General features: G+C 66.4%; 15 protein-coding genes and 1 tRNA gene. 9 read left to right on the forward strand and 7 right to left on the reverse strand.

From position 1 onward, the window contains the following. The first annotated feature begins 31 nt into the window (after positions 1-31). From argS to E4S58_RS17865, 6 genes are all read left to right on the forward strand, one after another. The gene (gene argS, locus E4S58_RS06240) at positions 32-1777 is read left to right on the forward strand and encodes an arginine--tRNA ligase (RefSeq protein WP_136635467.1); all 1746 of its coding nucleotides are present in this window, start codon (positions 32-34) and stop codon (positions 1775-1777) included. Positions 1778-1928: 151 nt separating this feature from the next. Beyond that, positions 1929-2903 carry an SPOR domain-containing protein gene (locus E4S58_RS06245; RefSeq protein ID WP_240789475.1) on the forward strand — a complete coding sequence of 325 codons (975 nt, stop codon included), beginning with the start codon at positions 1929-1931 and terminating at the stop codon, positions 2901-2903. After that, the gene (gene nagZ, locus E4S58_RS06250; protein WP_136635469.1) at positions 2900-3901 is read left to right on the forward strand and encodes a beta-N-acetylhexosaminidase; all 1002 of its coding nucleotides are present in this window, start codon (positions 2900-2902) and stop codon (positions 3899-3901) included. The genes E4S58_RS06245 and nagZ overlap by 4 nt, the downstream gene beginning before the upstream one ends. Then, positions 3894-4694, forward strand: a complete 801-nt coding sequence (locus tag E4S58_RS06255; protein WP_136635470.1) for a segregation and condensation protein A — start codon at positions 3894-3896, stop codon at positions 4692-4694. Before nagZ ends, E4S58_RS06255 begins: the two co-directional genes overlap by 8 nt. Further along, a complete protein-coding gene (scpB, locus tag E4S58_RS06260; RefSeq protein ID WP_136635471.1) occupies positions 4687-5352 on the forward strand; it encodes an SMC-Scp complex subunit ScpB in 666 nt (221 codons plus the stop codon). The genes E4S58_RS06255 and scpB overlap by 8 nt, the downstream gene beginning before the upstream one ends. Beyond that, the gene (locus E4S58_RS17865) at positions 5349-5525 is read left to right on the forward strand and encodes a hypothetical protein (RefSeq protein WP_169052611.1); all 177 of its coding nucleotides are present in this window, start codon (positions 5349-5351) and stop codon (positions 5523-5525) included. Before scpB ends, E4S58_RS17865 begins: the two co-directional genes overlap by 4 nt. Before the next feature lie 8 nt (positions 5526-5533). On the opposite strand, the gene E4S58_RS06265 is transcribed toward E4S58_RS17865, so the two are convergent. Both E4S58_RS06265 and E4S58_RS06270 read right to left on the reverse strand, forming a co-directional pair. Then, complete coding sequence (locus E4S58_RS06265) at positions 5534-6676, reverse strand: MFS transporter (protein WP_136635472.1); 1143 nt, start codon at positions 6674-6676, stop codon at positions 5534-5536. 22 nt (positions 6677-6698) lie between these two features. Then, positions 6699-7775 (reverse strand): 2'-deoxycytidine 5'-triphosphate deaminase, encoded by a 1077-nt coding sequence (locus E4S58_RS06270; protein WP_136635473.1) that lies wholly within the window; start codon positions 7773-7775, stop codon positions 6699-6701. 177 nt (positions 7776-7952) lie between these two features. Here E4S58_RS06270 and E4S58_RS06275 point away from each other — a divergent pair, with 177 nt between their 5' ends. The 3 genes from E4S58_RS06275 (at position 7953) to E4S58_RS06285 (ending at position 10366) form a co-directional block, all read left to right on the forward strand. Continuing rightward, the gene (locus E4S58_RS06275; RefSeq protein WP_136635474.1) at positions 7953-9101 is read left to right on the forward strand and encodes a thiolase domain-containing protein; all 1149 of its coding nucleotides are present in this window, start codon (positions 7953-7955) and stop codon (positions 9099-9101) included. Next, positions 9098-9487, forward strand: coding sequence for a Zn-ribbon domain-containing OB-fold protein (locus tag E4S58_RS06280; protein ID WP_136635475.1), 390 nt, complete (start codon positions 9098-9100; stop codon positions 9485-9487). The genes E4S58_RS06275 and E4S58_RS06280 overlap by 4 nt, the downstream gene beginning before the upstream one ends. A gap of 108 nt (positions 9488-9595) precedes the next feature. Further along, on the forward strand, positions 9596-10366 hold the full coding sequence (locus E4S58_RS06285) for a SpoIIAA family protein (protein ID WP_136635476.1): 771 nt from the start codon (positions 9596-9598) through the stop codon (positions 10364-10366). Positions 10367-10492: 126 nt separating this feature from the next. Here E4S58_RS06285 and E4S58_RS06290 read toward each other — a convergent pair. From E4S58_RS06290 to plsX, 5 genes are all read right to left on the reverse strand, one after another. Further along, positions 10493-10569, reverse strand: a tRNA-Pro gene (locus E4S58_RS06290). Between the two features lie 64 nt (positions 10570-10633). Continuing rightward, a complete protein-coding gene (locus E4S58_RS18020; protein WP_240789476.1) occupies positions 10634-11419 on the reverse strand; it encodes a MerR family transcriptional regulator in 786 nt (261 codons plus the stop codon). Positions 11420-11434: 15 nt separating this feature from the next. Continuing rightward, positions 11435-11737 carry an integration host factor subunit alpha gene (gene ihfA / locus E4S58_RS06300; RefSeq protein WP_136635477.1) on the reverse strand — a complete coding sequence of 101 codons (303 nt, stop codon included), beginning with the start codon at positions 11735-11737 and terminating at the stop codon, positions 11435-11437. A gap of 135 nt (positions 11738-11872) precedes the next feature. Continuing rightward, positions 11873-12847: a beta-ketoacyl-ACP synthase III gene (locus tag E4S58_RS06305; protein WP_136635478.1), complete on the reverse strand. Its 975-nt coding sequence runs from the start codon at positions 12845-12847 to the stop codon at positions 11873-11875. Beyond that, entirely contained in the window at positions 12844-13974 is a 1131-nt protein-coding gene (plsX, locus tag E4S58_RS06310) for a phosphate acyltransferase PlsX (RefSeq protein WP_136635479.1), read from the reverse strand. Before plsX ends, E4S58_RS06305 begins: the two co-directional genes overlap by 4 nt. Positions 13975-13983 lie beyond the last annotated feature (9 nt).

Consider the following 13983-nt stretch of genomic DNA (forward strand, 5'->3'; position numbering starts at 1 on the left):
ATAAACCCGCGCCAGATTGAAAGGACGGGCCATGAACCTATTCGCCGACATCCGCAATGCCGTGCTCGAGGCGCTGAACGCGCTGCAAGCGGACGGCACGCTGCCCGAGGGGCTCGATTACGCCAATGTGGCGGTCGAACCTCCGCGCGATGCCGGGCATGGCGACATGGCCACCAACGCCGCCATGGTGCTGGCGAAACCGGCGAAGATGAAGCCGCGCGACATCGCCGACGCGCTGGCCGCGAAACTGGCCGACGATCCGCGCATCCAGAGCGCCGAGGTCGCGGGCCCGGGGTTCCTGAACCTGCGCCTCGACGCCGCCGCCTGGGCGGGCATCGTGCGCGCGGTGCTGGTCAATGGCGCCGATTTCGGCAAGTCCGACATGGGGCAGGGGCAGAAGGTCAACGTCGAATACGTCTCGGCCAACCCGACCGGTCCGCTGCATGTCGGCCATACCCGGGGCGCGGTCTTCGGCGATGCGCTGGCCTCGCTGCTGGATTACGCGGGCTATGACGTCACCCGCGAATACTACATCAACGACGGCGGCGCGCAGGTCGATGTGCTGGCCCGGTCGGTCTACCTCCGTTACCTCGAAGCCCACGGGCAGGAGGTCACCTTCGAGGGCGGCACCTATCCCGGCGATTACCTGATCGAGGTCGGCGAGGCCCTGAAGGACCGCGTCGGAGACGCCTATGTCGACCAGCCCGAAGAGGTCTGGCTGGAAGACGTGCGCAACATGGCGACCGAAGCGATGATGGAACTGATCCGCGTCGATCTGGGCATGCTGGGCGTGCAGATGGATCGCTTCTTCTCGGAAAAGTCGCTGTACGGCACTGGCAAGATCGAGGCCGCGATCGACAGCCTCAAGGCGAAGGGCCTCATCTACAAGGGCGTGCTTGAACCGCCGAAGGGCAAGGTCCCCGAGGATTGGGAGCCGCGCGAACAGACCCTGTTCAAATCGACTGACCACGGCGATGACGTCGACCGGCCGATCATGAAGTCCGACGGCGCCTGGACCTACTTTGCCCCCGACATCGCCTATCACTACGACAAGATCAGCCGCGGCTATGACCTGCTGATCGACGTCTTCGGGGCCGACCACGGCGGCTATGTCAAACGGATGAAGGCCGCCGTCAGCGCGCTGTCGGACGGTCGCGTGCCCGTCGACATCAAGCTGTGCCAGCTGGTGAAGCTCTTCAAGGACGGCGAGCCCTTCAAGATGTCCAAGCGGGCAGGGACCTTCATCACCCTGCGTGATGTCGTCGACGAGGTCGGGCCGGACGTGACCCGCTTTGTCATGCTGACCCGCAAGAACGACGCGCCGCTTGATTTCGATTTCGACAAGGTGCTGGAACAATCGCGCGAGAACCCGGTGTTCTACGTGCAATACGCCCATGCCCGTGTCTGTTCGGTGCTGCGCAAGGCGAATGCGGCTGGCATCGCCCATGACGACGCCACGCTGGCCGACGCGGACCTTGCCGGGATGACCGACGAGGCCGAACTGGCGCTGGCCAAGAAGCTGTCGGAATGGCCGCGCCTTGTGGAAATCGCCGCGCGGTCGAACGAACCGCACCGGGTGGCCTTCTACCTCTATGAACTCGCCTCTGACCTGCATTCGCTGTGGAACCGCGGCAACGACAAGCCCGAACTGCGCTTCCTGCAAGAGGGCAAACCGGCGGAAACCCAGTCGAAACTGGCGCTGGCGCGGGCGACTGCCGTTGTCATTTCCGCAGGTCTTGCTATTCTTGGTGTAACCCCTGCGGAAGAGATGCGTTAACGCACCGCCGCTTCCGGGGACGAGCAGTCCAGGAAACCGAGGCGCAGAAGCGTCCGGAATGTGAGGCGAAATGGCAGAGATACAGGTGGAGTCCGGGCAGGAAGAATTTCCGCTATCCACGAGTACCCTGATCAATCTGACGGGTGGGCTTGTGTCCATTGCCCTGGTGATCGGCGTGGGCGTCTGGGGCTATAAAACCATGGTCCGCGACGTGTCCGACGTGCCGGTCGTGCGCGCCGCGAAAGACCCGATGCGCATCGCCCCCGAAGACCCCGGCGGCACGCTGGCGGGCAACACCGGGCTGGCCGTGAACCAGGTCGCCGCCGAAGGCGTCGCCGAAAAGCCGGCCGACCGCCTGATCCTGGCCCCCGAACCGATCCAGCTGACCAGCGAAGACGAATCGTCCAAGGCCCTGGCCGAGATGATCGCGGCCGAAAACCGCGCCGCCGACCTGGCCCGCGCCGCCGTGCAAAGCGCCGAAGCCACACCCGATGCCGCGCCCGATACCGTGTCAGGCGACCAGTCCGAGGCGGATGACGGCACGCTCGCAAGACTGACCGACATGCTGACCCGCGACGCTAAACCGCTCTCGGGCGAAACGGTGCAGCAAGTCTCCGCCGAAGGCCCGATTGCCGCCGCGCTGATGCGCGCGCAGCAGCAGGCCGATCTAAGCGCCGACGAACCCACGGGCCCCGCGGTCGAAGAAGCCCGGCCCGAACCCGTCGCCTTCAGCCCGACCAACGATGCCGTGCCGACCACGGTCGTGCGGCCCCGCATGCGGCCGGGCGCGGGCAGCTCTTCGGGCCCCGCCGCGATGATCGCCGCACCATCACCCGGCATGACCTCCGTCGATGTCGATCCACGCTCCATCATGCCCGGCACCCGCCTGGCGCAGCTGGGTGCCTATGACAGCGTCGATATCGCGCGCCAGGAATGGGATCGCTTCTCGGGGCGGTTCTCGGACTACATGAACGGCAAGCAGCGCGTCATCCAGGAGGCCTCGACCGGCGGCCGTACCTTCTATCGCCTGCGTGTCATGGGCTTCGACGACCTGGCCGCCGCGCGCTATTTCTGCGCCGCGCTTGTTGCCGAACAGGCCGACTGTATCCCCGTGGTGGCGAAATGACCTTCGGGGCGACGATCCTCGATGCCGAGGGGCTGCGCCTGAGCGGTGAGGAAAAGGCCTTTTTCCGCGATGCCGATCCCTTTGGCTTCATCCTGTTCGCCCGTAACATCGAACATGCCGACCAGCTGCGCGCCCTGACAACCGAGATGCGCGAGGCCGTGGGCCGCGACGCCCCGATCCTGATCGACCAGGAGGGCGGCCGGGTTCAGCGTCTGCGCGAACCGCTGGCCCGCGACTGGACACCGCCTCTGGATTTTGCCCGCGCCGCCGGGGTCCACGCGACCCAGGCGATGTACCTGCGTTATCTGATCACCGCGCTGGAACTGCGCCGCTACGGCATCGACGTGAACTGCGCGCCGATGGTCGATGTGCCGCGAGCCACCACGCATGATTTCCTGACCAACCGCTGCTATGGCATGTCGCCGGCCGAAGCCGCAGGCTTGGGCCGGGCCGTTGCCATGGGGCTGATGGCGGGCGGCGTCCTGCCCGTGGTCAAGCATATCCCCGGACACGGTCTGGCCACCGCCGACAGCCATTTCGACCTGCCGCATGTCTCTGCCCCGGTGCAGGAGCTCGACACGGTCGATTTCGCGCCCTTCAAGGTGCTGAACGACCTGCCAATGGCAATGACAGCCCATGTCGTCTACGAGGCCTTCGACAGCGAACCCGCGACCCTGTCGCCGCGCATGATCCAGGTGATCCGCAACGACATCGGCTTCGACGGCCTGCTGATGACCGACGACATCTCGATGAAGGCGCTCAGCGGGTCCCTGACCGATATCACCACCACCTCGATCGATGCGGGCTGTGACGTGGTCCTGCTGTGCAACGCCACGCTCGACGATCGCCGCACCGTGGCCGAGGCGGCAGGCCGGATGAGCGCCGCCGCGCAGGAGCGTGCCGAGCGCGCGCTTGCCATGCGGACCGGGCAGGAGGTTGACATTCGGGTCGCGGAAGAGAAGCTTGAGGCTCTCTTGCACGGCCAGGGCGATGTCTGACCCCGAACTTGACCTGAACGACACCCGTATCAGCGTATCCGAGCGGCTTGCCGCCGAGGCGCTGATCGTGGACGTGGAAGGCTTTGAAGGGCCGCTGGATATCCTGCTGACACTGGCGCGGACCCAAAAGGTCGACCTGCTCAAGATCTCGGTCCTGCACTTGGCGGAACAGTATCTTGTCTTCGTCGAGAAGGCCAAGGAACTGCGGATCGAACTGGCCGCCGATTACCTTGTCATGGCCGCCTGGCTGGCCTTTCTGAAAAGCCGCCTGCTGCTGCCCCCCGACCCGGACGAAGAGGGCCCGTCTGGCGAAGACCTGGCCGCGCACCTGGCGTTTCAGCTGGAACGGCTGGCGGCGATGCGGGACATGGCCGCGCGCCTGATGGCCCGTGATCAGCTGGGCCGCAACTTCTTTGCCCGCGGCGTGCCCGAAGGGGTGCAGCGGGTGAAGCGGATCGATTATTCCGCCAACCTGCTGGACCTGATGCAGGCCTATGCCCGCATCCGCACCCACGACGAATTCCGCCCCTTCGTGATGGACCGCGACAATGTCTTCACGATGGAACAGGCGCTGGACCGGATGCGCAAGATGATCGGCTTTGCGGGCACCTGGACCGATATCCTGTCCTACCTGCCGCAGGGCTGGGACAGCGACCCCGCGCGCAGGCGATCTGCCACCGCCGCCACCTTTGCGGCGTCGCTGCAATTGGTTAAGGAGGGGCATGCCGAACTGCGCCAGTCCGGCACCTTCGAACCCATCCACCTGCGCCACCGGGACCAGACCGATGACTGACCAGACCCCGCCGCAGGTCGACGACACCGACGTCCTGTTCGATGCCCCCGCGATCGAGGAACAGGAGCGCATGGTCGAAGCCATCCTCTTTGCCTCGACCGAACCCGTGACGGTGGCCGACATGAATTCCCGCATGCCTCACGGTTCCGACGCGGCGCTAGCGGTCGGCCTGTTGCGCGACCGCTATGCCGACCGGGGCGTGCGCGTCGTGCAGGTCGGCGATGCCTGGGCCATCCGCACCGCGCCCGAACTGGGGCACCTGCTGCAGAAGGAAACGGTCGAGACGCGCAAGCTGTCGCGCGCCGCGATCGAAACCCTGGCCATCATCGCCTACCACCAGCCGGTGACCCGCGCCGAGATCGAGGAGATCCGGGGTGTCTCGGTCTCTCGCGGAACGATCGATCTGCTGCTCGAGATGGAGTGGATCCGCTTTGGCCGTCGCCGGATGACTCCCGGCCGTCCGGTGACCTTCGTGGTGACACCGACCTTCCTGGATCACTTCGGCCTGGAAACCGCCCGCGACCTGCCGGGGCTGAAGGAGCTTCGTGCCGCCGGGCTTCTCGACAACCGCCCGCCGCCGGGGTTCGAAGCGCCGATGGACGAAGACGAAGTTGCGGACGACGAAGGCCAGAGCGACATGTTCGAGGACAACCAATGAACGCAGACCAACTGTTCCGGATGTTCGGCCGTCGATTGCTGAACCGGCTGATGGCCAAGGGCATCAACGCCGGGATTGACCGGGCCTCGCGCGGGGACCGTGCGCAGGCGCGCCAATCGAAACAGGCGGTGCGCCGGGTGCGTCAGGTCATGCGGATGTTCCGCCGGTTCTAGGCCTGGTTCTAGGCCTGGGCCACCGGCTTGGGCGCGGTCAGGCTCTCGATCACCGCGGCGGCGACGCAGATCGCCGACAGCAGGTTGCACAGCAGGAACCCGCCGCCCTCGTACGCCGGCCGGAAGGCCAGCGCGCCCCCGGTCACGGCCAGATAGGTGACGGCCGAATTCAGCCCCAGCACCGCACCGCGTTGCGAAGCATCAAGCTCGGCCAGGCGCGATACGACGAAGTTCAGGCCCAGGTGCTGCACGATCCCCCAGACCAGCGCGATGCCCGCCAGCACGGCAAAGGTGCCACCGAACCCGGCCATGGCCAGGTAGATCACCGTCAGCCCGGTGAAGGACACCATGCCCGCCATCCGCTGTGGCAGTCGGTCGACGTACTTGTCGATCAGCGCCGCCAGCCCGAAGCCCGTGCCATAGAACAGCGTCACCACACCCGCGCCGTCGGTCCCGCGCCCGAGCGCATCGTGGACATGCGCGCCGATGAAGGCATAGGTGCCATAGAACCCCAGCATCAGCGCGCCGGCCGCGAAAAGCCCCCGCCAGATCCCCGGCACCCGCAGCGCGGTGAGAGGGGAGGTCGCGCGCGCCCGGCTCATGTCGACGGTCAGGTCGATCCGGTGCATCGCGATGAAGACGCCGATGATGGCCAGGGACAGCACCATGTAGACCGCGCGCCAGCCCGCCCATTCCGCCAGGAACCCCGATCCGGCAACGCCGCCGACCAGCGCCAGCGTCCAGCCTGACAGGACCAGGCCCATGGTGCGTTTTTCCTGCCCCTTGGGGGCCAGCTGCGGTGCCAGCGCATAGATCGACGGGATCGCCACGCCCGCGCCGATGCCGCCCAGCCCCTGCGCCAGGATCAGCGCCCATTTCGTCGGCGCCAGGACCGAGGCGACCATCGAGATCAGGATCACGATCACCGCCTGATACAGCGCCCTGTGCGGCCCGATCACATCGGCGCGCGGCGCCAGCAGGATGGCCGAGGCCGCGGTGGTCAGCCCATAGGCTGCGGCGGCCTGCACGATTTCCGCGGGGTCTCCGCCAAGGTCGCGGGCCACGGCGCCGGTGATCGGCGCAAGAACCATGGAATTCGCCCCGACAACCGCAATGGCGGCCGTCAGCAGGGCAATCGGGGGGGACATCATCTTGGGGTCTTTCCGAAAGGGATCAGGCGCTTTTGAAGTGCTTCGCCAGCTTCAGCCCCTGACCCTGGTAATTCGACGCGATATCGGCGCCATACAGGGTTTCCGGCACGGCCGCCATGCGTTCGTAGACCAGCCGGCCGACGACCTGCCCGTGTTCCAGCACGAAGGGCGCCTCGTGACAGCGCACCTCAAGCACGCCGCGCGACCCGGCCCCGCCCGATCCGTCATGCCCGAATCCCGGGTCGAAGAAGCCTGCGTAATGCACCCGGAATTCGCCCACCATGGCAAGGTAGGGCGCCATTTCGGCGGCATGATCGGGCGGAATCGTCACGGCCTCGCGGCTGACGAGGATGTAGAAGGCGCCGGGATCAAGGATGATGCGTCCCTTGTCGGTGCGCACGCGGTCCCAGTAGTCGGCCGGGTCGTAATGGTCGATCAGGTCCAGGTCGATCACCCCGGCATGGGGCTTGGCACGATAGCCGACGACGTCGTCCTCACCGCCCGTCAGATCGACCGAAAAGCCCAGCCCGTCCTCGATCACCGGGTGGCCGTCGACCAGCCGTTCGCGCCGGTGCAGGTCGCGCAGCTGGGCATCGTCCAGCCGCGCCCCGCCAGCGCGGAACCGGATCTGGTTCAGCCGCATGCCGGGGCGGACAAGGACGGAAAAGCTGCGCGGGCAGATCTCGGCAAACAGGGGGCCCTTGTAGCCCGGGGGAATGCGGTCGAATTCGGTCCCGCCGTCGACCACTGTCCGGGTCAGAAGATCCAGCCGCCCGGTCGAGGACTTGGCATTCGCCACCGCCTGCACCCCGCCAGGCAGGTCGAGCGATTCCATCAGCGGCACAAGGTAGACGCAGCCCTTTTCCAGCACGGCCCCGCCATCCAGCCGGATCTCGTGCATCTTGAATTCCTCGATGCGCTCGGCAACCGTGCGCCCTTCGCCCGCCAGAAAGGATGCCCGCACCCGGTAGGCCACCTGGCCCAGCCGCAGATCGACGCTGGCGGGCTGGATCTGCGCGTCGGTGATGGCCGGATCGGCCGCGATGTCGCCGCGTTGGATCATCTGGCGCAGGTGCTGGCTGGGAATGATGCCGGACATGGTGTCTCCCTCGAATTGGGGGTCACGTTACTGCGCGGGAATGGCAAAGAAAAGGCGGGCAGCGCCGCCAGATGCATCACCGGCAGCGAAAGCATGAAGATTTCACGCAATATGCGCCCGCCCGTCTGGACAGGAACTAACCGACCGGTAGAATAGCGCCAAAGAGGAGGACCATCCGTGACCATCAAGGGCGTTGCCAGCATCGTCGGCATCTATGAACATCCCCTGCGCAAGGCGCCGGACAAATCGACCGCTCAGCTGCATTACGAATGCGCGCAGGGGGCGCTGGCCGATGCCGGGCTGACCTTCGACGACGTGGATGGCTATTTCTGCGCGGGCGACGCGGGCTGGTTCCTGTCGATGGTCGATTACATGGGCCTTCGCAACCTGACCTATTTCGATGCGACCGACATCGGCGGATCCTCCTACATCGCGCACCTGAACGACGCGGCGACGGCAATCGCCATGGGGCGCTGCAAGATCGCGCTGGTGACGCTGGCCGGTCGGCCGAAGAACGACAAGCCAATGCCGCGCCCCGCCGGGGCCGAGGCCGGATGGGAAACGCCCTATGGGGGCTCTCCGCCCAACATCTACGCCATGGCGGCGCACCGGCACATGCATGAATACGGCACGACCTCGGAACAGCTGGCCTGGATCAAGGTCGCGGCCTCGCACCACGCGCAGCACAACGAACACGCCATGCTGCGCGACGTGGTGACGGTGGACGACGTGCTGAATTCGCCGATGATCGCCGACCCGCTGCACCGCATGGACTGCTGTGTCGTATCAGAAGGCGGCGGAGCTTTCATCATCACCACGCCCGAGATCGCCAGGTCCCTCGGCAAGGCCGACGTCCGCCTGCAGGGTGCGGCGCAGGCGATCAAGGGCCAGGACGGCGGCAGGATCGACCTGACCTATTCCGGCGCGGTCCACACCGGCCCCAAGGCGATGGAGGAGGCGGGCGTCAAACCGACGGACATCAAGTACGCCTCGATCTACGACAGCTTTACCATCACCGTGCTGATGCAGCTTGAAGACTGCGGGTTCTGCGAAAAGGGCAAGGGCGGGGCCTTTGTCGCCGATGGCAACCTGATCTCGGGGCAGGGCAAGCTGCCCTTCAATACCGACGGCGGCGGCCTGTGCAACAACCACCCCGTCAATCGCGGTGGCCTGACCAAGGTGTTGGAAGCCGTCCGCCAGCTGCGCGGAGAGGCGCACCCGGCGGTGCAGGTCCCCAACTGCGACCTGGCCTTCGTCACTGGCATCGGCGGCACGCTGGCCGTGCGTCACGGCGCCGCCTCGGCCGTACTGGAGCGTATCGCATGAGCTATGACAAGATCCCCGCCCCCGTCCCGACGCCGGAAAGCCAGCCTTTCTGGGATGCCGCCGCCGAAGGCCGGTTCCTGATCCGCCGCTGTCCCGCCTGCGGTGAGGCGCATTTCTATCCCCGCACCATCTGCCCGCTGTGTCACAAGGCGGATACGGAATGGGAGGAAAGCCCCGGCACCGGCACGATCTACACCTGGACGGTCATGCGCAAATCGCCCCGCGGCGCCTTTGCCCTGGCGTATCTAGAGCTGGACGAAGGCCCCCGCGTCTATGTCCAGTTCCGCCCCGAGGACAACGACGATCTGGCGATCGGCAAACGGGCGCAGATCATGTTCCATCCCGTCCAGGACGGGCAGCCGATGATGTTCGCCAAACTTATCTGACACGCGACCGGGGCACCTTGTCCCAGATCATTGCACACCCACGCCGCCCGCCCCATGTGATTGGGGACCGGGCGGCGTTTCGTCCGCCCTGCGTACAGGAGGACGACCATGATCCACTTTGACCGCAGCCAGGCCCCGCTGTTCCGTATCACCGTCACCGGCGATGTCGACCGGGACCAGATCCGCGCCTTTTACCGCGACTTCAAGCCCGCCCTCGATGCGGCCGATCGCGTCGGCATCCTTGTCGACATGACCGGCTTCGGCGACATCTCGGCCGGGGCGATGCTGGAAGACATGATGGAGGAGCTGGGCCTGCTTGATGACCTGGGGAAGATGCCCCGCGCCGCGCTGATCACCGGCAACCGCTTCATGGCGGGCACGATCCGCTACCTCAACCCCGTGATCCCGCGGATGGAAATGCGGACCTTCCTGCCCGACGAGGCTGAAGACGCCGCCGCCTGGGCCCGGGACCTGCCCGAGAAACGCAGGGACGCCCCCGGCGTTCGCATGATCGACAGTCGCCTTGCCGATGTGCTGGCCTTCGAGGTCGACGGCTACATGGACGATGACGACATGGATGACGTCGTCAAACCCTTCCGCGACCGCATCGACAGGGGCCGCAAGTTCAACGCCCTGGCCCGGATCAGGCGGTTTGCCGGGTTCGATCCCGAGATCCTGGTCGACAAGGCCGTTCTGGGCATGAAGTGGGACGCGATCCGCGCCATGCACCGCTATGCCATCGTGACCGATCAGCAGTGGGTACGCCCCTTTGCGGGCATGGCGCGGCTGGTCACGCAGGTCGATATCCGCCTCTTCCCCCTGGCCGAGGAAGAGGCCGCCTGGGCCTGGGTCGGTGAACCGGTCCCGCAGGCGGGCTGAGGCTTCATCTTGCCGGAAATACTCCCGCCGGAGGCAGCTGACCGATGCCACCGGCGGACGATTGTACAGGCGGCACAGGCCCAGCCAAATGGCCGGGCGTTTCAGATGATACCGTACGGATTGAAGTGGTCGGGCTAGCAGGACTCGAACCTGCGACCTTCCGTCCCCCAGACGGACGCGCTACCAGGCTGCGCTATAGCCCGACGGTCCGGCCTAAATACTGCATCTGGCGCGGGGGGCAAGGGGCAATCTGCCCCGAATTCAAAATCAGCTAAGGTCTTTTGCCAGCCACAGCTGCAGCTTGCCGCGCAGTGCCGTGACTTGGCCCGCAGCAGGCGCGGGCAGGGCGTCCTTGCGTGCGTAGATCGCGGCCAGAAGGGCCGGGGGCGCAACCGCGTGGGGCTGTGCCTGCGGGGTCGTTGCCGCGCGGGCCACGGGCCCGGCGGGGGGCGGCGCGCGAAACGGTTTCACATCGGCGACACTGGGCGGCGGGGCAGGTGTTTCGCCCTCGGGCGCATTGGCCGACGCGTCAGCTTCGACGGTCTCGGTTGCGACGGATGGCGTCGCGATCGGCGCAGGCTCCGCTGTGGCGTCGCCCGGGTCTGCGTCGACCGGATCGGGATTCTGGAAGACGACCGACTCGGCCTGCGGTTCGACGGTCACGGCCGGTTCATGCCCGATCATGCCGGGCTCGTCGGCCTTCTCGGCACGCGCCGCGTCCTGCTTGGCCTTCAGGGCCTTGCTGTCCATCGCATCGCGCACGGCGGCGGTGACGTCGTCCAGCGGCTGCGACAGCGCCGCGACATGGGCCACGCCCTTTTCGCGCAACAGTTTCTGCGCGCCCTTGATGGTCATCCCGTCTTCATGCAGCAGCCGCTTGATGCCGCCCAAGAGCTCCATGTCCGAGGGGCGGTAATACCGGCGACCGCCCGCGCGCTTGACCGGCTTCACCTGGGAAAACTTGCTTTCCCAGAATCGCAGGACATGCGCAGGCGTATCAAGCCACTCTGAAACCTCAGAGATCGTGCGGAAGGCGTCGGCGGATTTGGCCATGCCGGGGGGCATCCCTTACTTGCGGTTGCCGTCGGCGACGCGGTCTTTCATCAGGTGAGACGGGCGGAAGGTCAGCACGCGGCGCGGGCTGATCGGAACCTCTTCGCCGGTCTTGGGATTGCGCCCGACCCGGGCGGCCTTGTCCCGGACCGAGAAGGTCCCGAACGAGGAAATCTTGACCTGTTCGCCATCGACCAGCGCGTCGGACATGTGGGTGAGAACCGATTCGACCAGCTGGGCGGAATCATTTCGCGACAGCCCGACTTCGCGGAACACCGCCTCGCTCAGGTCCAGTCGCGTTAGTGTTTTCTCACTCATGATCCGGTCTCCTCGCCGTGCGCAAACCAATGCTTAGTTAACAATGCGTTCCGGCCATCCTGCGTCGAGGACATTTCCGAGTCAATATCAACGGCTTGCAGAGGACACGCGGCGCGGAGCGACGCGACGGCAGGATTACCAGCGCAGCGCGACCGCGCCCCAGGCCAGACCGCCGCCGATCGCCTCGGCCACCAGAAGGTCGCCGGTCTTGATCTTGCCTTCGCTCACGCCGACCGACAGGGCCAGCGGGATCGAGGCGGCAGAGGTGTTGCCGTGGTTGTGGACGGTGACGATCACCTTCTCCATCGGCACGCCCATCTTCTTGGCTGTGCCCTGGATAATCCGGATATTGGCCTGGTGCGGCACGATCCAGGCCACGTCGTCCGCGGCCAGTTTGGCCTTGTCGAGCGCACGATGCGCCGTCTCGGCCAGCTTCTCGACCGCCTGCCGGAACAGCGGGTTGCCCTGCATCCGCAGCTTGCCGCTGGTGCCGGAGGTCGACACGCCGCCGTCGACGTAAAGCATGTCGCGATAGCGCCCGTCTGAATTCAGATCGACCGACAGGATCCCCCGGTCGGAACTGTTGCCCGACCCGGTCCGCGCCTCAAGCACCAGCGCGCCGGCACCGTCGCCGAACAGAACGCAGGTGGCACGGTCGTCCCAGTCCATGATGCGCGAAAACGTTTCGGCCCCGATGACCAGCACCCGCTCGGCCTGGCCCGACAGGATCATCCCGTTGGCATTGGCCAGCGCGAAGATGAAGCCCGCGCAGACCGCCTGCACGTCGTAGCCGAAGCCGCGCGTCATCCCCAGGCCTTCCTGAACCATCGTCGCGACAGAGGGGAAGGTCAGGTCGGGGGTCGAGGTCGCGACGATCACCGCGTCGATGTCGTCGGGCTTCAGCTCGGCCATGGCGAGCGCGCGTTCGGCGGCCTTCACGGCCATCTGGCTCGTCGTTTCGCCCTCGGCGGCGAAATGGCGCCGCTCGATCCCCGAGCGGGTCTTGATCCATTCGTCCGACGTCTCGAGGGTCTTTTCGAATTCGCTGTTTTCGACGACCCGTTCAGGCAGGTAGTGCCCGATTCCGGTCGGCACGGCGCGTACAGTCATTCAGCCACCTTGGTTTCTTCCGGCGCATCCTGTTCCGCCGCGCCCGCGGATGCAACCCGCGCCTTGATCTTGCTGGTCAGATCCTGTCGGGCCAGCTGGAACGCCAGGTTCACCGCCGCCTCGACCCCGGTCGCATCGGCCGAGCCGTGGGATTTCACCACCGTGCCGTTCAGGCCCAGGAACACCCCGCCATTGACGCGCCGCGGATCGATCCGCTTTTGCAGACGCCGCATCGAGGTCAGCGCCAGCAGCGCCGCGATCCGCGAGAGGGGAGAGAACTTGAAGGCTTCCTTCAGCAGGTCGCCGATCAGCTTGGCCGTGCCTTCGCCGGTCTTCAGCGCGACGTTGCCGGTAAAGCCGTCGGTCACGATCACGTCGCAGCGGTCGCCGGGGATGTCGCCCCCCTCGACGAAGCCGACGAAATCGAACTTGCCGCCGGGGGCTTCGGCCTCGATCAGGTCATGCGCGGCCTTAAGCTCGGCCCGGCCCTTGTTTTCCTCGGTGCCGACGTTCAGCAGGCCGATCCGTGGCCGGTCGATGTGCATGCCGTTGCGGGCATAGGATGCCCCCATCAGCGCATATTGCAGCAGGTCTTCCTCGTCCGCGCGCACATCGGCGCCGACGTCGAGCATCACGTTGAACCCCGAGGGGTTGCGCGACGGCCAGAGCACCGCGATCGCGGGCCTGTTCACACCGGGGATCTTGCGCAGGCGCACCATCGACAGCGCCATCAGCGCGCCGGTGTTGCCGCAGGACACGGCCACCTTGGCCTCGCCGTCCCGCACTGATTCCAGGCAGGACCACATCGAGGTGCCCTTGCCATGGCGCATCACCTGGCTCGGCTTGTCCTCCATCGTGACCACGCCGCCGCAGTCGCGAATCTCGCACCGGTCGCGCAGCATCTTGCGGCGGCTGACCGCGCGGGTCAGCTGATCGGCCGGGCCATGCAGCAGGAAGGCGATGTCGGGATTGGCCTTTGCGGCCTTGGCAATGCCCGCCACAACGGCACCCGGGCCACGATCGCCCCCCATGGCATCCACGGAGATGACGATGCGGCCCGGTTCCGCAACGGGGACGGCCCCGCCGTTCAAAGGTCCCGCCGGCGTCTGGTCTGTTCCGTCGCTCATGCGGGTCAG

Origin of the sequence: Pseudooceanicola onchidii (assembly GCF_004959925.1) — a bacterium.
GTDB classification, from domain to species: Bacteria; Pseudomonadota; Alphaproteobacteria; order Rhodobacterales; family Rhodobacteraceae; genus Pseudooceanicola; species Pseudooceanicola onchidii.

Excerpts from the sequence above, each read along its gene's own strand:
- argS (WP_136635467.1), top strand. The coding sequence starts at position 32 with ATGAACCTATTCGCCGACATCCGCAATGCCGTGCTCGAGGCGCTGAAC.
- nagZ (WP_136635469.1), top strand. The coding sequence starts at position 2,900 with ATGACCTTCGGGGCGACGATCCTCGATGCCGAGGGGCTGCGCCTGAGC.
- E4S58_RS06255 (WP_136635470.1), top strand. The coding sequence starts at position 3,894 with ATGTCTGACCCCGAACTTGACCTGAACGACACCCGTATCAGCGTATCC.
- scpB (WP_136635471.1), top strand. The coding sequence starts at position 4,687 with ATGACTGACCAGACCCCGCCGCAGGTCGACGACACCGACGTCCTGTTC.
- E4S58_RS17865 (WP_169052611.1), top strand. The coding sequence starts at position 5,349 with ATGAACGCAGACCAACTGTTCCGGATGTTCGGCCGTCGATTGCTGAAC.
- E4S58_RS06265 (WP_136635472.1), bottom strand. The coding sequence starts at position 6,676 with ATGATGTCCCCCCCGATTGCCCTGCTGACGGCCGCCATTGCGGTTGTC.
- E4S58_RS06270 (WP_136635473.1), bottom strand. The coding sequence starts at position 7,775 with ATGTCCGGCATCATTCCCAGCCAGCACCTGCGCCAGATGATCCAACGC.
- E4S58_RS06280 (WP_136635475.1), top strand. The coding sequence starts at position 9,098 with ATGAGCTATGACAAGATCCCCGCCCCCGTCCCGACGCCGGAAAGCCAG.
- E4S58_RS06285 (WP_136635476.1), top strand. The coding sequence starts at position 9,596 with ATGATCCACTTTGACCGCAGCCAGGCCCCGCTGTTCCGTATCACCGTC.
- E4S58_RS18020 (WP_240789476.1), bottom strand. The coding sequence starts at position 11,419 with ATGGCCAAATCCGCCGACGCCTTCCGCACGATCTCTGAGGTTTCAGAG.
- ihfA (WP_136635477.1), bottom strand. The coding sequence starts at position 11,737 with ATGAGTGAGAAAACACTAACGCGACTGGACCTGAGCGAGGCGGTGTTC.
- E4S58_RS06305 (WP_136635478.1), bottom strand. The coding sequence starts at position 12,847 with ATGACTGTACGCGCCGTGCCGACCGGAATCGGGCACTACCTGCCTGAA.
- plsX (WP_136635479.1), bottom strand. The coding sequence starts at position 13,974 with ATGAGCGACGGAACAGACCAGACGCCGGCGGGACCTTTGAACGGCGGG.